The organism is Haemophilus influenzae (genome assembly GCF_003494325.1).
Lineage (GTDB): Bacteria > Pseudomonadota > Gammaproteobacteria > Enterobacterales > Pasteurellaceae > Haemophilus > Haemophilus influenzae_I.
Genome location: NZ_QQIK01000006.1, coordinates 54,179 through 77,937, shown reverse-complemented (window position 1 = coordinate 77,937; position 23,759 = coordinate 54,179). Strand labels below are relative to the sequence as shown.

The 23,759-nt window shown below is 37.8% G+C and carries 25 protein-coding genes; 11 read left to right on the top strand and 14 right to left on the bottom strand.

All coding sequences use genetic code 11. The features are described from left to right. Nucleotides 1-2: 2 nt before the first annotated feature. The gene (seqA, locus tag DV356_RS09120) at nucleotides 3-608 is read right to left on the bottom strand and encodes a replication initiation negative regulator SeqA (protein WP_042594562.1); all 606 of its coding nucleotides are present in this window, start codon (nucleotides 606-608) and stop codon (nucleotides 3-5) included. A 69-nt stretch (nucleotides 609-677) separates the two neighbouring features. Here seqA and DV356_RS09115 point away from each other — a divergent pair, with 69 nt between their 5' ends. The 3 genes from DV356_RS09115 (at nucleotide 678) to fur (ending at nucleotide 2,547) form a co-directional block, all read left to right on the top strand. Continuing rightward, nucleotides 678-1,460 (top strand): alpha/beta fold hydrolase, encoded by a 783-nt coding sequence (locus DV356_RS09115; protein ID WP_118806862.1) that lies wholly within the window; start codon nucleotides 678-680, stop codon nucleotides 1,458-1,460. Nucleotides 1,461-1,554: 94 nt separating this feature from the next. Further along, entirely contained in the window at nucleotides 1,555-2,079 is a 525-nt protein-coding gene (gene fldA, locus DV356_RS09110; RefSeq protein WP_005664331.1) for a flavodoxin FldA, read from the top strand. A 27-nt stretch (nucleotides 2,080-2,106) separates the two neighbouring features. Then, entirely contained in the window at nucleotides 2,107-2,547 is a 441-nt protein-coding gene (fur, locus tag DV356_RS09105; protein WP_118806861.1) for a ferric iron uptake transcriptional regulator, read from the top strand. Nucleotides 2,548-2,654: 107 nt separating this feature from the next. Here the strand turns inward: fur and gdhA are convergent, their stop codons facing one another. The 5 genes from gdhA to DV356_RS09080 form a co-directional block, all read right to left on the bottom strand. Continuing rightward, nucleotides 2,655-4,004 (bottom strand): NADP-specific glutamate dehydrogenase, encoded by a 1,350-nt coding sequence (gdhA, locus tag DV356_RS09100; RefSeq protein ID WP_118806860.1) that lies wholly within the window; start codon nucleotides 4,002-4,004, stop codon nucleotides 2,655-2,657. A gap of 356 nt (nucleotides 4,005-4,360) precedes the next feature. Further along, nucleotides 4,361-5,131 (bottom strand): twin-arginine translocase subunit TatC, encoded by a 771-nt coding sequence (gene tatC, locus DV356_RS09095; protein ID WP_044332101.1) that lies wholly within the window; start codon nucleotides 5,129-5,131, stop codon nucleotides 4,361-4,363. Between the two features lie 9 nt (nucleotides 5,132-5,140). Beyond that, nucleotides 5,141-5,701: a Sec-independent protein translocase protein TatB gene (gene tatB, locus DV356_RS09090; RefSeq protein ID WP_005658525.1), complete on the bottom strand. Its 561-nt coding sequence runs from the start codon at nucleotides 5,699-5,701 to the stop codon at nucleotides 5,141-5,143. A 3-nt stretch (nucleotides 5,702-5,704) separates the two neighbouring features. Next, nucleotides 5,705-5,932 carry a twin-arginine translocase TatA/TatE family subunit gene (gene tatA, locus DV356_RS09085; RefSeq protein WP_005648696.1) on the bottom strand — a complete coding sequence of 76 codons (228 nt, stop codon included), beginning with the start codon at nucleotides 5,930-5,932 and terminating at the stop codon, nucleotides 5,705-5,707. A 217-nt stretch (nucleotides 5,933-6,149) separates the two neighbouring features. Continuing rightward, nucleotides 6,150-6,557 (bottom strand): MerR family transcriptional regulator, encoded by a 408-nt coding sequence (locus DV356_RS09080; RefSeq protein ID WP_105894817.1) that lies wholly within the window; start codon nucleotides 6,555-6,557, stop codon nucleotides 6,150-6,152. Nucleotides 6,558-6,679: 122 nt separating this feature from the next. Here DV356_RS09080 and DV356_RS09075 point away from each other — a divergent pair, with 122 nt between their 5' ends. Both DV356_RS09075 and fghA read left to right on the top strand, forming a co-directional pair. Continuing rightward, the gene (locus DV356_RS09075) at nucleotides 6,680-7,816 is read left to right on the top strand and encodes an S-(hydroxymethyl)glutathione dehydrogenase/class III alcohol dehydrogenase (RefSeq protein ID WP_012054862.1); all 1,137 of its coding nucleotides are present in this window, start codon (nucleotides 6,680-6,682) and stop codon (nucleotides 7,814-7,816) included. Between the two features lie 8 nt (nucleotides 7,817-7,824). Continuing rightward, nucleotides 7,825-8,652, top strand: coding sequence for an S-formylglutathione hydrolase (fghA, locus tag DV356_RS09070; RefSeq protein WP_118806859.1), 828 nt, complete (start codon nucleotides 7,825-7,827; stop codon nucleotides 8,650-8,652). A 184-nt stretch (nucleotides 8,653-8,836) separates the two neighbouring features. Here fghA and DV356_RS09065 read toward each other — a convergent pair whose 3' ends face one another. After that, on the bottom strand, nucleotides 8,837-10,276 hold the full coding sequence (locus tag DV356_RS09065) for an alanine/glycine:cation symporter family protein (RefSeq protein ID WP_015701433.1): 1,440 nt from the start codon (nucleotides 10,274-10,276) through the stop codon (nucleotides 8,837-8,839). Nucleotides 10,277-10,459: 183 nt separating this feature from the next. Next, nucleotides 10,460-11,374, bottom strand: coding sequence for an N-acetylglucosamine kinase (gene nagK / locus DV356_RS09060; RefSeq protein ID WP_116941953.1), 915 nt, complete (start codon nucleotides 11,372-11,374; stop codon nucleotides 10,460-10,462). Nucleotides 11,375-11,878: 504 nt separating this feature from the next. Between nagK and focA the strand changes: the two genes are divergently transcribed. The 4 genes from focA (at nucleotide 11,879) to DV356_RS09040 (ending at nucleotide 16,468) form a co-directional block, all read left to right on the top strand. After that, nucleotides 11,879-12,733, top strand: a complete 855-nt coding sequence (gene focA / locus DV356_RS09055) for a formate transporter FocA (RefSeq protein WP_005694105.1) — start codon at nucleotides 11,879-11,881, stop codon at nucleotides 12,731-12,733. Between the two features lie 37 nt (nucleotides 12,734-12,770). Next, complete coding sequence (pflB, locus tag DV356_RS09050; RefSeq protein ID WP_005653814.1) at nucleotides 12,771-15,083, top strand: formate C-acetyltransferase; 2,313 nt, start codon at nucleotides 12,771-12,773, stop codon at nucleotides 15,081-15,083. 130 nt (nucleotides 15,084-15,213) lie between these two features. After that, nucleotides 15,214-15,954, top strand: a complete 741-nt coding sequence (gene pflA, locus DV356_RS09045; RefSeq protein WP_005691531.1) for a pyruvate formate lyase 1-activating protein — start codon at nucleotides 15,214-15,216, stop codon at nucleotides 15,952-15,954. Nucleotides 15,955-15,985: 31 nt separating this feature from the next. Continuing rightward, complete coding sequence (locus tag DV356_RS09040) at nucleotides 15,986-16,468, top strand: surface-adhesin protein E (RefSeq protein ID WP_005668088.1); 483 nt, start codon at nucleotides 15,986-15,988, stop codon at nucleotides 16,466-16,468. Nucleotides 16,469-16,546: 78 nt separating this feature from the next. On the opposite strand, the gene DV356_RS09035 is transcribed toward DV356_RS09040, so the two are convergent. Continuing rightward, nucleotides 16,547-17,335, bottom strand: a complete 789-nt coding sequence (locus tag DV356_RS09035) for an outer membrane protein assembly factor BamD (protein WP_005658164.1) — start codon at nucleotides 17,333-17,335, stop codon at nucleotides 16,547-16,549. Nucleotides 17,336-17,442: 107 nt separating this feature from the next. Here DV356_RS09035 and rluD point away from each other — a divergent pair, with 107 nt between their 5' ends. Together rluD and pgeF are read left to right on the top strand one after the other, a co-directional pair. After that, the gene (gene rluD / locus DV356_RS09030) at nucleotides 17,443-18,417 is read left to right on the top strand and encodes a 23S rRNA pseudouridine(1911/1915/1917) synthase RluD (protein WP_118806858.1); all 975 of its coding nucleotides are present in this window, start codon (nucleotides 17,443-17,445) and stop codon (nucleotides 18,415-18,417) included. Nucleotide 18,418: 1 nt separating this feature from the next. Continuing rightward, nucleotides 18,419-19,153, top strand: coding sequence for a peptidoglycan editing factor PgeF (pgeF, locus tag DV356_RS09025; RefSeq protein WP_118806857.1), 735 nt, complete (start codon nucleotides 18,419-18,421; stop codon nucleotides 19,151-19,153). Nucleotides 19,154-19,196: 43 nt separating this feature from the next. Here the strand turns inward: pgeF and mnmA are convergent, their stop codons facing one another. The 5 genes from mnmA to nqrE form a co-directional block, all read right to left on the bottom strand. Continuing rightward, the gene (mnmA, locus tag DV356_RS09020; protein ID WP_118806876.1) at nucleotides 19,197-20,348 is read right to left on the bottom strand and encodes a tRNA 2-thiouridine(34) synthase MnmA; all 1,152 of its coding nucleotides are present in this window, start codon (nucleotides 20,346-20,348) and stop codon (nucleotides 19,197-19,199) included. 116 nt (nucleotides 20,349-20,464) lie between these two features. Then, on the bottom strand, nucleotides 20,465-20,725 hold the full coding sequence (nqrM, locus tag DV356_RS09015; RefSeq protein WP_105904836.1) for a (Na+)-NQR maturation NqrM: 261 nt from the start codon (nucleotides 20,723-20,725) through the stop codon (nucleotides 20,465-20,467). 2 nt (nucleotides 20,726-20,727) lie between these two features. After that, entirely contained in the window at nucleotides 20,728-21,768 is a 1,041-nt protein-coding gene (locus tag DV356_RS09010) for an FAD:protein FMN transferase (protein WP_118806856.1), read from the bottom strand. 143 nt (nucleotides 21,769-21,911) lie between these two features. Beyond that, on the bottom strand, nucleotides 21,912-23,147 hold the full coding sequence (gene nqrF, locus DV356_RS09005; RefSeq protein WP_005648666.1) for an NADH:ubiquinone reductase (Na(+)-transporting) subunit F: 1,236 nt from the start codon (nucleotides 23,145-23,147) through the stop codon (nucleotides 21,912-21,914). A gap of 12 nt (nucleotides 23,148-23,159) precedes the next feature. Further along, a complete protein-coding gene (gene nqrE / locus DV356_RS09000; RefSeq protein WP_005631374.1) occupies nucleotides 23,160-23,756 on the bottom strand; it encodes an NADH:ubiquinone reductase (Na(+)-transporting) subunit E in 597 nt (198 codons plus the stop codon). Nucleotides 23,757-23,759 lie beyond the last annotated feature (3 nt).

The window sequence follows — 23,759 nt, the reverse complement described above, 5'->3', positions numbered from 1 at the left end:
TATTAATTTACCGTGAAATATGATCGTACTTCATCAATCAATGTTTCAGGTAATTCCATAGATTGCATTGCGCCTTCTAGCATCAACATTTTTCGTCCACTATTTGTATTGGTAATAACCCAATAAGGCGTATCTGGAATTTGTTTTGGTTTTGTATGATTGCCAGCCATTAATAATGTCGCTTCATCACGAGCAAAATAAACCCGTGTACGTCCCTGTAAAGATTCTGTGGCTTGAGCAAAACTTTCAGGATTTGTACGATAAAGCACACGTAAAATCGCTAAGAAACGCACCACCGCCTTACTTTCTTCTTTGAATTCATCTGAATTTAATAAAGTTTGGACTTTTTCTACTATCTGATTAATTGCGTTTATTGATTGCTTTTTTGTTGTTTTGATATTTACTTCTTTCACATTAATAGCCTGTTCTGGCTTTTGATCTGCGGATTTGTTAGTTTCTGCTGAAGTAACAACTAAATCATCAACACTTGAAGTATGCACAGGTAAACTAAGCAAACGACGTAAAATATCCGAAGCACTTTCCCCAATAGAGCGGGTTTGGCTCGCAATATACTGGTATAATTCTTCATCTACTTCAATGATCTTCATTTTTATCTCTCTGTTTGCTAGAATTTTTTCAATTATAACGACTTCTTTACAAATTCTCACGTAAAAATTATGGTAAAATCATTACTCAATTATCAATTTCATCAAGTAAAACAAACGATTAATACGCCTGTTTTAATTTTTATTCACGGTTTATTCGGCGATATGGATAATCTCGGCGTTATCGCAAGAGCTTTTAGTAAACATTACAGTATTTTACGTATTGATTTACGCAATCACGGCCATAGTTTTCATTCGGAAAAAATGAATTATCAACTGATGGCTGAAGATGTTATCGAGGTAATCCGCCACTTAAGTTTATCCAAAGTGATATTAATTGGTCATTCTATGGGTGGAAAAACCGCCATGAAAATCACCGCACTTTGCCCAGAATTAGTCGAAAAATTAATCGTAATTGATATGTCCCCTCTGCCTTATGAAGGATTTGGTCATAAAGATGTGTTTAATGGCCTATTTGCGGTAAAAAATGCAAAGCCTAAAAATCGTCAGCAAACCAAACCGATTTTAAAACAAGAAATTAATGATGAAGACGTTGTACAATTTATGTTGAAATCTTTTGATGTTAATTCAGCTGATTGTTTTCGTTTTAATCTTACCGCGCTTTTTAACAATTATGCCGATATTATGGATTGGGAAAAGGTACGTGTATTTACGCCAACTCTTTTTATTAAGGGTGGAAATTCCTCTTATATAAAAATAGAAAATAGCGAAAAAATTCTAGAACAATTTCCTAATGCAACTGCCTTTACGATTAATGGGAGTGGACACTGGGTTCACGCCGAAAAACCTGATTTTGTTATTCGTGCAATTAAACGATTTCTAAATAAGAATTAAGTGGTTTAAGTGAGAATGCTTTTATGATATAGTTCGCCGAATTTGGATAAGTCTTATAATCAATAGATTAAATTTAATATAAAAGGAAATAAAAATGGCAATAGTTGGTCTTTTTTATGGTAGTGATACTGGAAATACTGAAAACATCGCAAAACAAATCCAAAAACAATTAGGTAGCGATTTAATTGATATTCGTGATATTGCCAAAAGTAGCAAAGAGGATATTGAAGCATACGATTTCTTGCTTTTCGGTATCCCAACTTGGTATTACGGCGAAGCACAAGCAGACTGGGATGATTTTTTTCCAACACTCGAAGAAATCGATTTTACAGATAAGCTTGTAGGTATTTTTGGCTGTGGCGATCAAGAAGATTATGCGGATTATTTCTGTGATGCTATCGGAACTGTACGCGATATTATAGAGCCACACGGTGCAATTGTGGTAGGAAATTGGCCAACAGAAGGCTATAATTTTGAAGCTTCAAAAGCCTTATTGGAAGATGACACTTTCATCGGATTATGTATTGATGAAGATCGCCAGCCAGAGCTTACCGCAGAGCGTGTAGAAAAATGGTGTAAACAAATTTATGATGAAATGTGTTTAGCTGAATTGGCTTAACATTTTTGCATAATAGGAAGAAAAATTATGTCTGAAGAAAATATTAAATTACTCAAAAAAGCAGGATTAAAAATTACAGAGCCTCGCCTAACTATCCTCACTTTAATGCAAAATCATAAAAATGAACATTTTTCTGCAGAAGATGTTTATAAAATTTTGCTGGAACAAGGTAGTGAAATTGGATTAGCCACAGTTTATCGTGTGCTTAATCAATTTGATGAAGCGCATATTGTAATCCGTCATAATTTTGAGGGAAATAAATCCGTTTTTGAGCTTGCTCCAACAGAACATCACGATCATATTATTTGTGAAGATTGCGGCAAAGTATTTGAATTTACTGATAACATTATTGAACAACGTCAGCGTGAAATCAGCGAAAAATACGGCATAAAATTAAAAACGCATAACGTATATCTTTACGGAAAATGCAGTGATATTAATCATTGTGACGAAAACAATTCAAAATAAATAATATCTAAGGCGACAAAATGTCGCCTTTTTTATATTCAAATTTCATCCTAAAAAATAACCGCACTTTATTACAGTGCGGTTATTTAGTTTAACTTTTTTATCTGTTAATAAACGCCTTGAGCCAACATAGCATCAGCCACCTTAACAAAACCTGCTACATTTGCACCAACAACATAGTTAATGTTTTCTTGACCTTCAATTGTGCCGTATTTTTTACAGTTTGTGTGAATATCTAACATAATGCGATGTAATTGAGCGTCCACTTCTTCCGCTGTCCAATATAAACGTTGTGAACTTTGCGCCATTTCTAAACCAGAAGTTGCGACTCCACCAGCATTAGCTGCTTTACCTGGCCCAAATAATACATTTGCAGCGAGTAATGCTTCTGTTGCTTCAATTGTTGTTGGCATATTGGCACCTTCAGCCACTAATTTCACACCATTTTTGATTAAAAGTTGTGCATCAGAAAGTTCTAACTCATTTTGAGTTGCACAAGGAAGCGCAATATCAACTTGCACTTCCCAAGGGCGTTTACCTTCAAAATATTGTAAACCAAACTGTTCCGCATAATCTTTCACACGCCCACGTTTTGTATTTTTAATATCGAAAAGTGCGGCTAATTTTTCAGTAGTAAATCCATTTGGATCATAAACATAACCTGATGAATCAGAACAAGTTACTACTTTTGCACCAAGAGATAATGCTTTTTCAATAGCGTATTGTGCTACATTACCAGAACCAGAAACTGAAACTACTTTACCTGCAAAACTATCGCCTTTTTCAGCAAGCATTGCTTGAGCAAAATAAATTAATCCATATCCCGTTGCTTCCGGACGAATTAAACTACCACCGAAAGAAAGACCGCGACCAGTGAAAACACAGGCTGATTGGTTTGATAATTTTTTCATATAGCCAGCTAAATAGCCAACTTCGCGCCCACCGACGCCTATATCGCCTGCGGGAACATCTGTATCAGCTCCTACGTGACGATAAAGTTCAGCCATTAATGCTTGGCAAAAACGCATAACTTCAGCATCAGATTTGCCTTTAGGATCAAAATCTGAACCGCCTTTTGCCCCGCCCATAGGCAATGTTGTTAAAGCATTTTTAAAGATTTGCTCAAAACCTAAGAATTTTAAGATAGATAAGTTTACTGATGGATGGAAACGCATTCCCCCTTTAAATGGGCCTATGGCACTATTAAATTGTACGCGAAATGCTCTGTTTACTTGCACTTGCCCTTTATCGTCAGTCCACGCCACACGGAATTGAAATGCACGTTCAGGCTCAACTAAACGTTCTAATAATGCTTCTGAACGATATTTAGGATTGGCTTCTAAAAAAGGCCAAATTGATGTGAATACCTCGCGAACCGCTTGTAAAAATTCAGGTTGATAACCATCGCGTTGAGCAACTTTTGTTAAAAATGCGTCTAAGGAAGCAACTTTTGACATAATGAATTTCCCTCTTTGTTGATGTTGTGTGTATTGTATTTTTATTGTATACGCCTCGTGAAGCGCATAGACAATATGCAATGGCTAATTTAATCTTGCAACCATTTTTATAAAGGAAATTTAAAGAAAAGGAAAAAGTAAAGAAATTATCTAAAAAATATCGTATTTATTAGATAAAAAATAAAAAACGACAGAAAACCATCAGGTAATGATATTTTCAATAAAAATATAGAGCAGACTACAAATCATATTTCTAGTAAATCACTACGAAAATATGTTTTATGAAAAAAAATTAGGGTTATATCAATATAATAAAAACGGGGGCAAAGCCCCCATACGATTAACAATTCAGTTCATCATTGTGTTTTTTCTGATTCATCATTATTTTTAACCGCACTTTCGTCGTCTTTTGGTTGATAAAATCGAGCGACCAATAGACCGAGCTCAAACAGCAAGCACATCGGTATGGCAAGCAAAGTTTGTGAAAAAACATCAGGAGGCGTTAAAAGCATTCCAATAAAAAATGCCGCAACAATAATATAAGGGCGTTTTTCGGAAAGAGCCTTTACAGTGGTAATACCAGTCCAGCAAAGTAGAATAATCGCAATTGGCACTTCAAAACAAACGCCAAAAGCTAAAAATAACGCTAAAGCAAAATCTAAATAACTACTAATATCTGTTGCGATGGTAACGCCTTCTGGGGCTGTTTGTGTAAAGAAGCTGAATACAAGAGGAAAGACGACATAGTAAGCAAAAGCAACACCGCAATAAAATAAAATCGTACTGGAAAATAACAACGGATAAATCATCCGTTTTTCGTGCTGATATAAAGCAGGTGCAATAAAAGCCCAAATTTGATAAAGCAAATAAGGGACAGAAATAAAAATTGCAACAATCGCAGTTAATTTAATTGGCGTAAAGAAAGGCGTTTGAATATTGGTTGCAATCATTGTTGTGCCTTTTGGCATAACAGCCGTTAAAGGTGCAGCAACAAAATGATAAATATCATTGGAAAAATACACCAAAGCAACAAAAACCAACACTACACAAATCACACAGCGTAATAAACGGTTTCTTAGTTCAACAAGGTGCGTAATTAAAGGTTGAGATTCATCCACATTACTCATAAAAACTCGCTATGATTTAGTTTTTGAAGATTGAGATTTTGACGCTGGAGCGATTTCAATATCATCAGGAGGATAATAGCTAGATAAATGTGTGTTCAGTTCTACTTTCTCGTGAGTTTCAAGTGCGGTCAAATCTGTAGGTGTTTTTTCTGCTTCAGATAAAGTTTCTGCAGCCTCCTCAACTGAGATTGCATTTTGAGGTTTTTCTGCATTTTCAGCCGCACTTTTGATTTCTTTGATTTGATCTTCCACCGTTGTACCAGCTTGAGCTGCTTTATCTTCTAGCTCCGCTTTCATCTTATCTGCTTGAGCTTTTAATTCTTCCACCGTTTTACTCAATTCTGGTGAAAGGGCTTGCAAGTTAAGGGATTCCGCTTTTTTAATACTATCTTGTAATTCTTGCAATTTTAGCTCTTGTTTCAACTCATTTTGAACGTTAGCAGCTAAACCACGAATTGTTTTTACCCAATCCATTACAGTGCGAATTGCTATAGGCAAACGTTTCGGGCCTAATACAACCAATCCTAAAACCATTAGTAAAATAAGTTCTGAAAAACCAATATCAAACACGGATTAAGCCTGTTCTTTCTCTTTTATATTTTCTTTTTTTGCAGACGCTGTTTCATTATCTATAGACTTAAATTCCGCATCTTTTACTTTTTCATCTTCTTTCATCGCCTTTTTGAAACCTTTCACTGCTGCGCCAAGATCTGAGCCAGCATTTCTTAATTTTTTCGTGCCAAAAATCAATAAAATAACGACTAATAAAATAATCAGTTGAGCGGGGGATAAACCAAACATAATAAACTCCGTTCTGTAAAAAAGAAAAAATTTGGCTCGGAATATACTCTTTTTAGCCATTTAGAACAATAGCTATCGGAGATTATTTTTATGTTATCCTGATCTTGATCACAAAACCTGATTTTTAACTTATTTATGTAATAAAAAAGTTAAAATTTATCTATCTCTAAAAATTGTATTTTTCTTCTAATTCTGTGATGTGAGCACTTTTATCCTTTTAGCTCGTTTCAGGAATTTGCGGTAAATTCACAGCTTTTACCGAGCCTAGTGCTTTCGCTTTTTGGTAAAACGCTAATTTGTATTCAAGCAAATCTAAATAACGTTTTAATTCGGCAATTTGACATTTTACATTTTTTGTTTGATTTTCAAATAAGGAAAGGCGTTCTTCAATAGTATCGTCGCCAATGATGGTGCATTCCGCAAAGCGTTTGATGTCTTTTAAGCGCATTCCTGTATTTTTCAAGCATTTTAATAAACTCAACCATTGCAAATCCTTGTCGGTAAAACGGCGATTACCGTATTCATCACGTCCGACATTAGGTAACAAGCCTTCTTTGTCATAAAAGCGTAAGGTGTAGGCGGAAATGCCTATTTTTTCAGCAGCTTTAGCGGTGGTGTAAGTCACTTTTTATTCCCTTTAAACAAAAATGATAAAAAAACACTTGCTTTAGAGTGAGCTCTAAAGTGTAAACTGATGCTATCTTGCTTAGGCAAGGCAAATTTGTCAATGAATTAAGAGGAAAAACAATGGAAATTAAACAAATCAATTCAACCATCAAATCTCGTGCGGCGGTGGCATTCGCCCCAAATCAACCCTTACAAATTGTAGAAATCGACGTAGAAATGCCACGCAAAGGCGAAGTGTTAATCCGCAACACTCACACGGGCGTTTGCCATACTGATGCGTTTACGTTATCAGGAAGCGATCCTGAAGGGGTATTCCCTGTGGTGCTAGGACACGAAGGTGCGGGTGTGGTTGTTGCGGTTGGCGAAGGTGTGTTAAGCGTAAAACCGGGCGATCACGTCATTCCTCTTTATACTGCTGAATGTGGCGAATGTGAGTTTTGCCGCTCGGGTAAAACCAACTTATGCGTCTCAGTGCGTGACACGCAAGGTAAAGGCTTAATGCCTGATTGCACGACACGTTTTTCTTATCAAGGTCAGCCGATCTATCACTATATGGGCTGTTCAACCTTCAGTGAATACTCAGTTGTTGCGGAAGTTTCACTGGCGAAAATCAACCCTGAAGCGAACCACGAACAAGTGTGTTTGCTCGGCTGCGGCGTTACCACAGGTATTGGTGCGGTACATAATACAGCAAAAGTACAAGAAGGCGACTCTGTTGCCGTGTTTGGCTTGGGGGCGATTGGTTTGGCGGTGGTGCAAGGTGCGCGTCAAGCCAAAGCAGGTCGCATTATCGCCATTGATACCAATCCTGCAAAATTTGAGTTGGCAAAACAGTTTGGTGCAACGGATTGTTTAAACCCTAATGATTACGATAAGCCGATCAAAGATGTGTTGTTAGATATTAATAAATGGGGCATTGACCATACCTTTGAATGTATCGGTAATGTAAACGTAATGCGTCAAGCATTAGAAAGTGCTCACCGTGGCTGGGGACAATCCATTATCATCGGCGTAGCGGGTGCAGGACAAGAAATTTCAACGCGTCCGTTCCAATTGGTAACAGGTCGTGTTTGGAAAGGCTCGGCATTTGGTGGCGTGAAAGGTCGCTCTGAACTTCCGCAAATGGTGGAAGATTCAATGAAAGGCGACATCCAGTTAGAACCGTTTGTGACTCACACAATGCCACTTGATCAAATTAATGAAGCCTTTGAATTAATGCACGAAGGTAAATCAATCCGTACTGTTATTCACTACTAAGGTACGCTATGAAACTGATTGAACAACATCAAATTTTTGGCGGTTCGCAGCAAGTTTGGGCACATAATGCCCAAACGCTTCAATGTGAAATGAAATTTGCCGTCTATTTGCCAAATAATCCAGAAAATCGACCGCTTGGCGTGATTTATTGGCTTTCTGGCTTAACTTGTACTGAACAAAATTTCATTACTAAATCAGGCTTCCAGCGTTATGCGGCAGAACATCAAGTGATTGTGGTTGCGCCTGATACTAGCCCTCGTGGAGAGCAAGTGCCGAACGATGCGGCTTACGATTTAGGGCAGGGAGCGGGCTTTTATCTTAATGCGACCGAGCAGCCTTGGGCGACGAATTATCAAATGTATGATTATATCTTGAATGAATTGCCTGATTTGATTGAAGCAAATTTCCCTACCAACGGCAAACGTTCCATTATGGGACATTCAATGGGCGGACACGGTGCATTGGTATTGGCACTGCGAAATCGGGAACGTTATCAAAGTGTTTCTGCCTTTTCGCCCATTTTGTCGCCAAGCCTTGTGCCTTGGGGAGAAAAAGCCTTTTCTGCCTATTTAGGGGAAGATCGTGAAAAATGGCAGCAATATGATGCCAGCTCTCTCATTCAACAAGGCTATAAAGTGCAAGGTATGCGCATTGAGCAGGGCTTGGAAGATGAGTTTTTACCGACACAATTGCGTACCGAAGATTTTATCGAAACCTGTCGAGTGGCAAGTCAGCCAGTCGATGTGCGCTTCCATAAAGGCTATGATCACAGCTATTACTTCATCGCCAGTTTTATTGGCGAGCATATTGCCTATCATGCGGCATTTTTGAAGTAAGCTAAAGAGCGGTCAGTTTTCAAAGCAGTTTGGAATAGCCGGCACGAGGGCGGTAAAAAGTGCCGGCAATAGTTTATTCAGTCTGAACTAGAAGAACCAAGCCTGAAACAATATCAAAAAATTTCTTTAAATAATAATCTAACTCTTTGGAAAGGTAGATAATCTCTTTCTAGCCATTTTATCTTTATTTCCAAATGCGGGAATCAAATATTTTCTTACGTAATTCAGGGTATTCATCAATTTTAAACTCTGGCGTTTTTCCTTCTTTAAGCTGGCGTTGATAATCTTTCATTAATTTCCATACGATTGGCGACAACATCAAAATTGCGATCAAGTTAATGATTGCCATGACAGCCATCACCGTATCTGCAAAATTCCACACCACATTGCCAGAGCGAACCGCACCGAAATACACGAAAAATAGCACCATTAAACGGAACAAAAATACAAACCAAGGTTTATTTTTTATAAAACGGATATTGCTTTCCGCATAAGCATAGTTACCAATAATAGAAGAATAAGCGAATAACAATAAGATAAACGCTAGGAAATGCACCCCAAATTCACCTATGTGGTATTGCAAAGCATTTTGCGTAAGTGAGATACTTTTGAGCGTTTCGCTACCATAATTATTCGAAAGCAAAATAATAACGGCAGTACAAGTACAAACGATCATTGTATCAACAAACACACCGAGCATTTGCACTAAACCTTGGCTAACTGGATGCTTAACGTGAGCTGCTGCAGCCGAATTAGGCGCAGATCCCATCCCCGCTTCGTTTGAGAATAAACCACGTTTAATCCCCATCATCATTGCTTTCGATACCAATGCACCAAACATTCCGCCAGCGGCAGCATCAAAACTAAATGCACTTTGAACAATACGATGAATCACGGAAGGGATCATATCAATATGCATGCCAAGAATAATTACCGCCATAATCAAATAGAAAAGTGCCATCATTGGTACAAGGTTGCTCGAAATAATCGCAATACGCTTAACGCCACCGAAAATAATAAGTGCGGTCAAAATTACTAATGAAATACCGACATATTCCCCTTTCCAATTCCACGCATTGCTCGTCGCTTCAACAATGGAGTTCGCCTGCACCGAATTAAAAGCAAAACCAAATGTAAAAATTAATGCAAGCGCAAAAGCCACTGCCATACAACGTGATTTTAAACCTTGCACAATATAATAAGCAGGGCCGCCACGGAATGATCCATCTTTATCTTGAATTTTAAATAATTGAGCAAGGGTAGATTCAGCGAAAGCACTCGACATACCAATAAATGCCGTTACCCACATCCAAAACACTGCGCCTTCGCCCCCTAAGGCGATTGCCGTTGCAACCCCACCAATGTTACCCACACCAACGCGGCTCGCAAGACCTGTTGTAAACGCTTGGAAAGGTGTTAATGAACTCCCCTCCACCGAACGACCAAACCACATTTCACGAAGGCTTGCTGGGAATAAACGGAACTGCACAAATCCTGTTGTAATGGTAAAAAATAGACCAGTCCCAAGCAAAATAATAATGGTGGCATCCCATAAAGGTCCATCAAGGTGTGCGACTATCCAAGTTAGCACTTCTTCTAACATTTTTGAAAATTCAAATTCCATAATCATCCCTCAAGCGATAAATAATTTGATTGTATGGCTTTTCAATGAAAAGGCGAGATCTTTTAATAATTTCTCTAAAGAAAAGAAACACAAACAAGAAAAAATCTAATAAATTCACAATATTCTAAATATTTTCCAAAATAAAGGGCGTATTATTTGAATACGCCCCACTAGTTTGTTGAATTATTTGGTTAAAAACAACGCTGCCGCACCACGCACACCACCAGAATCGCCGTGTTTCGCTTTTTTAATTGGCGGAACTTTTGCTTTTCGCATCAAATGAGGCGGAAGCGCTTTTGGTAAAGCCTCATAAAGGTAATCAAAATTAGATAATCCACCACCTAACACAATCATATGCGGATCAAATGCCGTAATGATATTGCCAATAGAAATCGCCGCCAACTCAACAAAAAGATTCACAAAATCTACCGCACTTTCATTGCTTTGATAGAACAAATTAATAATTTTACGAGCAGATAATGTTTCGCCTTTCAAATCTTGATAAAGCATTTCAAAACCGCGACCAGACAGATAATTATCCAAACAAGCCTTGTTGCCGCAACCGCATTGATAAATTGGGGCGTTATCCCATCCCAATAATTTCAAAGCATGATAATTTAATTGTAAATGACCAAGCTCTCCTGCCATTCCCACTTGACCTGAATGAACTTTACCATTTAAGACAAAGCCACCACCAAAACCAGTTCCAAGAATTAAACCAAGTACAGTCGGATATTGCTGATTTTCAGCATCCCATGCTTCAGATAACGCGAAACAATTTGCGTCATTTTCTGCCCGCACTTCACGGCCTAAACGTGCAGACAAATCGTGTAAAATTGGTTTATTATCTGCCACACGAATATTGGTAATTTCGGCTAATCCAGTTTGTTGATTAACAAAACCAGGTACGCCCAAACCTACGGTACCCACTTCACCAAACTTTTCATCAGCACGATTCACTAAATCCACAATCGTGTTAAGCCATTCTTCATAGTCGGTTTTAGGTGTTAGCACCCGTTCAGAATATAATTTTTCTAATTTTTCATTGAATACGGCAAGCTCTATTTTCGTGCCACCAATATCTAAACCATAATACATAATCTGCTCCTGTATAAAGAAGTGCACTTAAAATTAACCAAAATTTTAACCGCACTTAAATCATTATTTTATGACAAAGATCGCCTTTTTCTTCAAAAAGATCAAAATAATGCTATTAATTACTCAAAATAGCAAGTCTATACACTTAATCTGGTTCGTTTAAAAAAATTATGAATTTGCCTGTTGTGAATAATCAAGGTTTTGGAAAAGTGGATGATTATCTGGGGGAATTCACGGTATTACGCGAATAAAACAAGTTTCAAATTAAGTGCTTTACTTACTCTGAATGTATGAAATTGAGCGAATATTAATATGGGAATTTTGTCTTTAATTAAACAAACCTTGCAAAATATCAAAGTTTGTTGAAATAATTTTTGCTTTTCTTTGCAATGAAAGGGGAGGAGAGTAAAATAGCGCCAATTATAGAAGTATTTGTAGTCGTAAACTTGTTAAAAGTATTAAATTTTCATCAACTTTTTCAATGTCAATAGTTGGAGTTTGATTATGGCATCAGAAAATCAAAAACTATCTTCTGTTGCGCTCACACCTGTTGAAGCAACGGATTATGCAGAAAATACAGCAACTTATAAAGCAAATAAACGTCCATTTTTATCGTTTATGTCCGGTATTAGTGCTGGTGCTTGTATTGCCTTAGCCTTTGTATTTTACACGACAACACAAACTGCTAGTGCAGGCGCACCTTGGGGATTAACCAAGTTAGTAGGTGGATTAGTCTTCTCCTTGGGCGTAATTATGGTGGTGATTTTAGGATCTGAATTATTCACTTCTTCTACTTTAACTTTAGTCGCCCGTGTAGGCGGTAGAATCACCACGACACAAATGATTCGAAATTGGATCGTGGTGTATTTAGGCAACTTCGTTGGTGGTTTATTTATTGCGGCTGTTATTTGGTTTAGTGGACAAACAATGGCAGCAAATGGTCAATGGGGTTTAACAATTCTTGCAACCGCCCAACATAAAATTCATCACACTTGGTTTGAAGCTTTTAACCTAGGTATTTTATGTAACATTATGGTGTGTGTGGCGGTTTGGATGTCTTATTCTGGTAAGACTGTTACAGACAAAGCATTTATTATGATCATGCCGATTGGTTTGTTTGTCGCGTCAGGATTTGAACACTGTGTGGCTAATATGTTTATGATTCCGATGGGAATTATTACCGCACATTTTAGTACACCTGAATTTTGGCAACAAATCGGTGTTGATCCGATGAAATACGCAGATTTAGATTTGTACCATTTCATCGTGAAGAATTTAATCCCTGTAACGTTGGGAAATATTGTCGGCGGGGCAATTTGTATTGGTGTATTCCAACGTTATTTAACCAAAACGCATTAAAGATTTACTTATTAATTAATTAACAAAGGAAATGACTATGTCAGAACTTAATGAAATGCAAAAATTGGCGTGGGCTGGTTTTGCTGGTGGCGATTGGCAAGAAAATGTCAATGTACGTGACTTTATCCAAAAAAACTATACCCCTTATGAAGGCGATGACTCTTTCTTAGCAGGTCCAACCGAAGCAACAACCAAGCTTTGGGAATCTGTAATGGAAGGAATTAAAATTGAAAACCGTACTCACGCGCCATTAGATTTTGATGAACATACACCATCTACCATTATCTCTCACGCACCTGGTTACATTAACAAAGATTTAGAAAAAATCGTTGGTCTTCAAACTGATGAACCTTTAAAACGTGCCATTATGCCATTCGGTGGTATCAAAATGGTGGAAGGTTCTTGTAAAGTTTATGGTCGTGAACTTGATCCAAAAGTGAAAAAAATCTTCACTGAATACCGTAAAACACATAACCAAGGTGTATTCGATGTTTACACGCCAGATATTTTACGTTGCCGTAAATCTGGGGTATTAACTGGTCTTCCAGATGCTTATGGTCGTGGTCGTATCATCGGTGACTACCGTCGTGTAGCACTTTATGGTGTAGATTTCTTAATGAAAGATAAATACGCACAATTCTCTTCTTTACAAAAAGATTTAGAAGATGGCGTAAATCTTGAAGCAACAATTCGTTTACGTGAAGAAATCGCAGAACAACACCGTGCATTAGGTCAATTAAAACAAATGGCAGCAAGCTATGGTTATGATATTTCTAACCCAGCAACTAATGCTCAAGAAGCAATTCAATGGATGTACTTTGCTTATCTTGCTGCAATCAAATCACAAAATGGTGCTGCAATGTCATTCGGTCGTACTGCAACCTTTATTGACGTGTACATCGAACGTGATTTAAAAGCAGGAAAAATTACTGAAACTGAAGCGCAAGAATTAGTTGACCACTTAGTTATGAAACTTCGTATGGTTCGTTTCTTACGTACACCTGAATACGATCAATTATTCTCTGGTGACCCAATGTGGGCAACTGAAACCATCGCAGGTATGGGTTTAGATGGTCGTACATTAGTAACCAAAAATACATTCCGTATTTTACACACCCTTTACAACATGGGTACTTCTCCAGAACCAAACTTAACCATTCTTTGGTCTGAACAATTACCTGAAAACTTCAAACGTTTCTGTGCAAAAGTATCGATTGATACCTCATCAGTTCAATACGAAAACGATGATTTAATGCGTCCAGACTTCAACAACGATGACTACGCAATCGCATGTTGTGTATCACCAATGATTGTGGGTAAACAAATGCAATTCTTCGGTGCACGTGCAAACTTAGCGAAAACATTGTTATACGCAATCAACGGCGGTATTGATGAAAAATTAGGTATGCAAGTAGGCCCGAAAACTGCACCAATTACTGATGAAGTATTAGATTTTGATACAGTAATGACTCGTATGGATAGCTTTATGGATTGGTTGGCAAAACAATATGTGACTGCCTTAAACGTAATCCACTATATGCACGATAAATATTCATACGAAGCCGCATTAATGGCATTACATGATCGTGATGTATACCGTACTATGGCTTGTGGTATCGCAGGTCTTTCTGTTGCGGCTGACTCACTTTCAGCAATCAAATATGCGAAAGTTAAACCAGTTCGTGGCGATATCAAAGATAAAGATGGCAATGTTGTTGCAACTAACGTAGCAATCGACTTTGAAATTGAAGGTGAATATCCACAATATGGTAATAACGATAACCGTGTTGATGACATCGCTTGTGACTTAGTTGAACGTTTTATGAAGAAAATTCAAAAACTTAAAACTTACCGCAATGCAGTGCCTACACAATCTGTATTAACCATTACTTCTAACGTAGTTTATGGTAAGAAAACGGGCAACACCCCAGATGGCCGTCGTGCTGGTGCACCATTCGGACCAGGTGCGAACCCAATGCACGGACGTGACCAAAAAGGTGCGGTAGCATCATTAACTTCTGTAGCTAAACTTCCATTTGCTTACGCGAAAGATGGTATTTCTTATACCTTCTCAATCGTACCAAATGCGTTAGGTAAAGATGCCGAAGCACAACGTCGCAACCTTGCTGGCTTAATGGATGGTTACTTCCACCACGAAGCAACGGTTGAAGGTGGCCAACACTTAAATGTGAACGTGTTAAACCGTGAAATGTTGTTAGATGCAATGGAAAATCCGGATAAATATCCACAATTGACTATCCGTGTATCTGGTTACGCAGTACGTTTTAACTCTTTAACTAAAGAGCAACAACAAGATGTAATTACTAGAACTTTCACAGAGTCAATGTAAAAACATTTTTATTTTTGACCGCACTTTAGCGGGAATATAATATGTATGAGCCTGATTTAAATCAGGCTCATTTTTTATAGACTAAATATTTGGTAAAATTTAGCTATATCTAATTTTAGGAAATTTATGTATGTCAGTTCTTGGACGAATTCACTCTTTTGAATCCTGTGGCACTGTAGATGGGCCAGGTATTCGTTTTATTTTATTTATGCAAGGCTGCTTGATGCGCTGCAAATATTGCCACAATCGTGATACTTGGGATCTTGAAGGTGGTAAAGAAATCAGTGTCGAAGATTTAATGAAAGAAGTCGTGACTTATCGCCATTTTATGAATGCTACTGGCGGTGGTGTCACAGCATCTGGTGGCGAGGCTGTGTTACAAGCAGAGTTTGTACGCGATTGGTTCCGTGCTTGTAAAGAGGAAGGGATTAATACTTGCTTAGATACAAATGGTTTTGTACGTCATTATGATCATATTATTGATGAATTATTAGATGTAACAGATCTTGTTTTACTCGATTTAAAAGAACTTAATGATCAAGTTCATCAAAATCTTATTGGGGTGCCAAATAAACGTACCCTTGAATTTGCAAAATATTTGCAAAAACGTAATCAACATACCTGGATTCGTTATGTTGTGGTTCCTGGTTATACTGATAGCGATCACGATGTGCATTTATTAGGTCAGTTTATTGAAGGTATGACCAATATTGAAAAAGTTGAACTTCTTCCTTATCATCGATTAGGTGCACATAAATGGAAAACCCTTGGGTTAGATTATGAGCTTGAAGATGTATTACCGCCAACTAAAGAATCCTTAGAGCATATTAAAACAATTCTAGAAGGTTATGGACACACTGTAAAATTCTAGAATAAATGTCAGCTAACATAAGGAGTAAATAATGAAAAAAATTATTTTAACATTATCACTTGGGTTACTTACTGCCTGTTCTGCTCAAATCCAAAAGGCTGAACAAAATGATGTGAAGCTGGCACCGCCGACTGATGTACGAAGCGGATATATACGTTTGGTAAAGAATGTGAATTATTACATCGATAGTGAATCGATCTGGGTGGATAACCAAGAGCCACAAATTGTACATTTTGATGCAGTGGTGAATTTAGATAAGGGATTGTATGTTTATCCTGAGCCTAAACGTTATGCACGTTCTGTTCGTCAGTATAAGATTTTGAATTGTGCAAATTATCATTTAACTCAAGTACGAACTGATTTCTATGATGAATTTTGGGGACAGGGTTTGCGGGCAGCACCTAAAAAGCAAAAGAAACATACGTTAAGTTTAACACCTGATACAACGCTTTATAATGCTGCTCAGATTATTTGTGCAAATTATGGTAAAGCATTTTCAGTTGATAAAAAATAAAAAAATCTGCACCTTAATTAGTTTAAATTTTATTCAACTTTTAGGTGCAGAGAGTATTCGATTTTTCTGCAGTTATTGCTATTTTACTGCTGGCACTTTTAAGTCTGGCTCGTTTGGTTTTTCAATTGGTGCAAAAGTTTTATCTTTATTCGCATCAATAATTTTTTGAGTATCATTTGCTAATGCGGTTAAACCCATTTTTTCATAAGCTTCCTGCATCAGAAATAATCCTTCATAAGTTGCTTTAGTATCAGGATATTGTTTTAACATTCCTACCACACGATTTGCAACTGCTACCCACGCTTTACGTTTTGCATAGAATTTTGCAATCTCTAATTCGTGACGAGCCAGTGCATCTTTAATATAAGCCATACGAGCTAAAGCATCTTGTGAGTAAGGGCTATTAGGGAATACACGAACTAAGTTTTGGAAATTAGAAAAAGCGGTACGCATAGAGGTTGTTTCACGTGTAGCACGGTCAATTCCAAAAAAATCTTGAATGAAATTATCGCCTGTTGCTGCATTAGTTAAGCCAGCCATATATACCGCATAGGCTTGATTTGGGCTTTGTGGAAATTGATGTAAAAAGCTATCTACCATCAATAATACTTGCGTATAATCTTGAGTTTTATAATTTGCATAAATTAAATCTAACATTGCTTGTTCTTGATAAACGCTACCTGGAAAACGCTCAGTCGTCGCTTTTAAATAGCGAATGGCTTCAGAGTAACTACCTTCTTGTAATGATGTTGTACCTTTTGTGTATAATTCATTTACCGATGCTTGTTCAACATCTTTTGAACCACTTGAACATCCAATAACCAATGCTGCCACGGCAAGCAATGCCAAAGATTTTATTTTATGCATTGTTTTTTCCTTAATTTTTACGAAAACCAATAAATAAGATACAATTGTCCGCTATTGTATAGAACATTAATCAATAAGCCAACTTTTAAAATTTTTGAGAGCTATTTATGCCACAAATTACCCTTTCGGCTGAAGTGCAGCCAGAACAAATGGGACAGCGTTTAGACCAAACACTTGCAGAGTTGTTCCCTGAATATTCTCGTTCCCGATTAAAAACATGGATTGAAGCCGATCTCGTAAAACTAAATGATCGCATTGCCAATATTCCACGTGAGAAAGTGCTTGGAGGAGAGAGGATAGAGATTATTGTTGAAGTGGAAGATGAAACACGTTTTGAAGCAGAAAATATTCCATTGAATATCGTGTATGAAGATGATGATATTATTGTGATTAACAAACCAAAAGATCTTGTGGTACACCCTGGTGCTGGCAATCCAAATGGAACTTTACTCAATGCGTTACTCTATCATTATCCGCCGATTGTAGAAGTACCGAGAGCAGGAATTGTGCATCGATTAGATAAAGATACGACAGGTCTAATGGTTGTTGCGAAAACTATTCCAGCACAAACTAAGTTAGTGCGAGACTTACAAAAACGCAAAATTACGCGCGAATATGAAGCAGTCGCTTCAGGCATTATGACTAAAGGTGGCACAGTAGATCAACCTATGGCTCGTCATGCAACCAAACGTACTTTAATGGCTGTTCATCCAATGGGAAAACCAGCTGTCACCCATTATCGTATTATGGAAAATTACCGTAACTACACCCGTTTACGTTTACGTTTAGAAACGGGGCGCACCCATCAAATCCGCGTTCATATGGCACATATTGCCCATCCATTGCTAGGCGATCAAACCTATGGCGGACGCCCTCGTCCACCCAAAAATGCGAGTGAAGACTTTATGGAAGTATTGCGTAATTTCAAACGCCAAGCTTTACATGCGGTCATGTTACGCTTAGCTCATCCAATCACAGGGGAGATGATGGAATGGTATGCACCATTGCCAGATGATTTCGTTGAATTGCTTAATGCACTCAAAGCCGACTATCTCGAACATCAAGATGAGTTAGATTATTAATATGCAAGTAATTAACCCCAATTGGAATGTTCCAAAGAATATTCATGCCTTTACCACTACTCGTGAAGGGGGCGTGAGCTTAGAGCCTTATTTGAGTTTCAACTTAGGCGATCATGTCGGTGATGATAAAAGTGCGGTAAAAACTAACCGCACTTTATTAGTCGAAAAATTTGGCTTGCCACAAAAACCTATATTTTTAACGCAAACACACAGCACTCGAGTACTTCAATTACCTTATTCAGAACAAAATCTTGAAGCGGATGCAGTTTATACAAATGTTCCCAATCAAGTTTGCGTTGTTATGACGGCAGACTGTTTGCCAGTTCTATTCACTACAACATCTGGCAATGAAGTGGCTGCAACACATGCTGGCTGGCGTGGTTTATGCGATGGCGTACTAGAAGAAACAGTGAAATATTTTCAAGCTAAACCTGAAGATATTATCGCGTGGTTTGGCCCTGCAATAGGTCCAAAGGCCTTTCAAGTTGGGATTGATGTTGTAGAAAAGTTTGTTGCAGTAGATGAAAAAGCCAAACTCGCCTTTCAACCTGATGCAATCGAAGACGGTAAATACCTGAGTAATCTTTATCAAATTGCAACTCAGCGATTAAACAATCTAGGTATTACGCAAATTTATGGTGGAAATCACTGTACATTCAACGAAAAAGAAAAGTTCTTTTCTTATCGCAGGGACAATCAAACGGGACGAATGGCGAGTGTCATTTGGTTTGAATAAATAGTTTAAAAGCGCATTTTACGCGCTTTTAGTCATCTTTGTTTTATATTCTTTCTGCGATAATACCGCCACCCAAACAAACTTCGCCAAGGTAAAATACGGCAGATTGCCCTGGGGTTACTGCTGATTGAGGTTCATCAAAAATAACTCGAATGGTTTCATCATCAATTGGTTCAATCACACAAGGAATATCTTGTTGGCGATAACGCGTTTTCACCGTGCAACGTAATGACTCTCGAATTGGTTCGCGATCAACCCAATGTAATTGGCTAGCAATCAATCCTTTTGAAAATAAACGAGGATGATCGTGACCTTGCGCGACAATCAGTTCATTATTTTCTACATCTTTATCTACTACATACCAAGCTTCATCTCCCGCATTTTTTAGACCACCAATGCCTAATCCTTTGCGTTGTCCCAATGTGTGATACATTAATCCATCATGGCGACCAATAATTTCATCATCTACAGTGCGAATATTACCTGGTTGAGCTGGTAAATAGCGTGCTAAGAAATCCTTAAATTTACGCTCACCAATAAAACAAATACCGGTAGAATCTTTTTTCTTCGCCGTAATTAAGCCAAGATCTTCAGCAATAGCGCGAACAATGGGCTTCTCGATTTCACCAACGGGGAATAAACTTTGCCCCACTTGTTTATGGCTTAAAGTATAAAGAAAATAACTTTGATCTTTATTGGCATCTAAACCACGTAATAGTTTTGCATTTTCATTATTTCCCGCTCTACGTACATAATGCCCTGTTGCAATATAATTTGCACCGAGATCTTCAGCTGCATATTCTAAAAATGCTTTAAATTTAATTTCTTTATTACACAAAATATCTGGGTTCGGCGTGCGCCCTGCTTTATATTCAGTTAAAAAATGCTCAAAGACATTATCCCAATATTCTGCCGCAAAATTAATTTTATGTAGTTTGATCCCTAATTTATCGCATACTGCTTGAGCGTCTGCAAGATCAGCGGCAGCAGTACAATAATCCGTATCATCATCTTCTTCCCAGTTTTTCATAAATAGGCCTTCCACCTGATAGCCTTGCTGTTGAAGAATAAACGCTGACACAGAAGAATCCACGCCACCAGACATACCACAAATGACTTTTTTTGTCGCATTTCTCGCAAGCTGCTCTTGCGTCAATTGAGGAAAGTGTTGATTATAAGTATTTGAAATTAACATAGTTCTCCCGTAACTTCGGTTAAGGCGAAGCACATTGGTCATTGAATTAGAAAACGGCAAAATAATTTTGCCGTTAATTTTATTTTGCACATAAAGTGCGGTCATTTTTGAGCAAGTTATTTCACTTCATAAAATTGCGAGTCATCATCTTTTTTCGCAAATTTTTGCTCATATTCAGCTTTCGCTTGTTCATCGCCTGCATCTAATTTTGATTGAAGCGTGTCGCAAGGTTTATCACAATCGCAAGCTTTGGCAATACCAAGGGTAGATAAACCACCGCAGCTGCCTTTTAAACTTTGTTTTTTGATAATAAATCCGATAGACATCAACAATATAATTGCGATGAAAGCGATTAAAGTAAAAAATAAAGTTTGCATAACTATTCTTTTGTTTCTGTTAATTTTTTGAAAGCAGAGGATGATTTGGTAACAAAACCATTATCTGTTCTAATGATTAAATAAACGGCAAGATTATTTTTCTCAGCCACTTCTAACGCCTTGTCTTCCCCCAGCACAAATAACCCTGTAGATAAGCCATCTGCAGTCATTGAGGTTGGTGCAAGTACCGTAATTGAGGCTAAATGATGCTGAATTGGATAACCTGTTTTCGGATCAATTTCGTGCGCAAAGCGTTTGCCATTTTCTTCAAAGTAAATACGGTAATCACCAGAACTTGCCATTCCCATATTGTTTAATCCAATGACAGCTTCAACCGCTCTTTCGCCTGTTGTAGTTGGTTTTTCAATGGCAATCTGCCAAGGTTTACCTTCAATATTTTTTCCTTTCGCACGAATTTCACCGCCGATTTCAACCATGTAATTCTGAGCATTTAATTGTTCTAACTTTTCAGCCACCTGATCAACGCCAAAGCCTTTAGCAATGGACGATAAATCTACGTAAACTTGAGGAAGTGCTTTGCTTAATGTCGGTTTTGCACCACTCATATCAAGGGCAATTTTATCAATGCCAACCCAGGCTTGGCGTTCAGCTAATTGTTCTGGTGTAGGTTGCTTTTCGGGGCGTTTTTCAGGACCAAATCCCCATAAATTCACAACTGGACCAACAGTTACATCCAACGCGCCTTCGGTCACTTTATTTAAACGAATCGCTTCAGCTAATACTTTGGCAAAATCTGCTGAAATCTCAATCGGTGTGTTCACTTGGGTATTTTGATTGAAGCGGCTCAATTCCGAATCTTTTTTGTAAGTGGACATTTTCTCATTCACATCTTTTAAGATTGCTTCAATTTCTTCATGCGTCTTTTCAGATGTTGCTTTTATTGAACCATCATCAAGGTATTTAACATGATAAGTTGTCCCCATTGTTTTACCGCTTAAAGAGATAACTTTTGTTTCTTTTTGACAAGCAGCAAGACTTAATGCCATTGCTACCGCTATGATACCGCTTATTAATTTTTTCATCTGGATTTCCTAAATTTGTGAATTACTGGCAAACTCAACAAAACTTACCTGTAATCATAGAAAATTTTTAAAAACATCTTAAATTTTGACCGCACTTTATCACAAAGTGCGGTCAGCTTTTATGATGAATTGATTAACTAAAATCAGCCACCAAAGTCATCTAATAAAATGTTTTCATCTTCAACACCAAGATCTTTCAACATTTTAATTACAGCTGCATTCATCACTGGAGGCCCACACATATAGTATTCACAGTCTTCTGGTGCTTCATGATTTTTCAAGTAGTTTTCATAAAGTACATTGTGAATAAAGCCTGTATAGCCAGTCCAATTATCTTCAGGCAATGCATCTGAAAGTGCTACGTGCCATACAAAGTTTGGATTTTCAGCTTGTAATTGGTCAAAGTCTTCTTGATAGAATATTTCACGTTTAGAACGTGCACCATACCAGAACGACATTTTACGTTTAGAATGTAAACGTTTTAATTGGTCGAAGATATGTGAACGCATTGGAGCCATACCCGCACCACCACCGATAAATACCATTTCTGCATCAGTTTCTTTCGCGAAGAATTCACCAAATGGACCAGAAATTGTGACTTTATCTCCTGCTTTTAATGACCAAATGTAAGAAGACATTTGACCCGGAGGCGCATCAGGTTGGCGTGGTGGTGGAGTCGCAATACGAACGTTAAGCATAATGATACCTTTCTCTTCAGGGTATGAAGCCATTGAGTAAGCACGGATAATATGCTCGTCCACTTTAGAGACATAACGCCATAAATCATATTTATCCCAGTCTTCGTGGTATTCTTCTGGAATATCAAAATCTTTATAGTTCACTACATGTGGCTCAGCTTCGATTTGGATATAACCACCTGCACGGAAAGGCACTTCCTCGCCTTCAGGGATCGCTAATTTAAGTTCTTTGATAAAGGTTGCTTTGTTATCGTTAGAAATAACAGTACATTCCCATTTTTTCACGCCGAAGATTTCTTCTGGAAGTTCAACTTCCATATTACCTTTTACATTAACTTGACAAGCTAAGCGATATCCCTCTTTTGCTTCACGTTTGTTAATGTGAGAAAGTTCGGTTGGAAGAATTTCTCCACCGCCATTTTTCACTTTAACAATACATTGACCACAAGAGCCACCGCCGCCGCAAGCAGAAGACACGAAAATACCTTTACTTGCTAAAGCCCCTAATAATTTGCCACCTGCAGGTAATGTGATCGCTTTTTCAGGATCGTCATTGATGTCGATAGTAATATCACCAGAATCGACTAATTTTGATTTCGCAAATAAGATGATTGCCACTAACACTAATACAATAACCGTGAATGCGGCAATACCGAGTGCAAGAATTACTGAATCGCTCATTGATTACACTCCTTATAATTGAATACCAGAGAAAGACATAAAGCCTAGTGCCATTAAACCAACAGAGATAAAGGTAATACCTAAACCTTTTAATCCAGCAGGAATATCAGCGTATTTCATTTTTTCCGTTAAGCCAGCAAGCGCTACAATCGCTAACATCCAACCTAAACCTGAGCCGAAACCATACACGATAGATTCAGGGAAATTGTAATCACGTTGAACCATGAAAGATACCCCACCAAAGATCGCACAGTTTACTGCGATTAACGGTAAGAAAATCCCTAATGCGTTATAAAGAGATGGCATAAATTTATCTAATACCATTTCAAGAATTTGCACTAAACCAGCAATAACCCCAATGAAAGTGATGAAGTTTAAGAATGATAAATCTACACCTTCAATTAAAGCATTTTCTTTTAGTACATTTGCATAAATTAATTGGTTTACTGGCACTGCGATCCCAAGAACGAAAGTTACCGCAATCCCAAGACCAAACGCAGTGGACACCTTTTTAGATACCGCTAAGAAAGTACACATTCCTAAGAAGAAAGAAAGTGCCATATTTTCAATGAAGACTGCCTTAACAAATAGGCTAATATAATGTTCCATTGA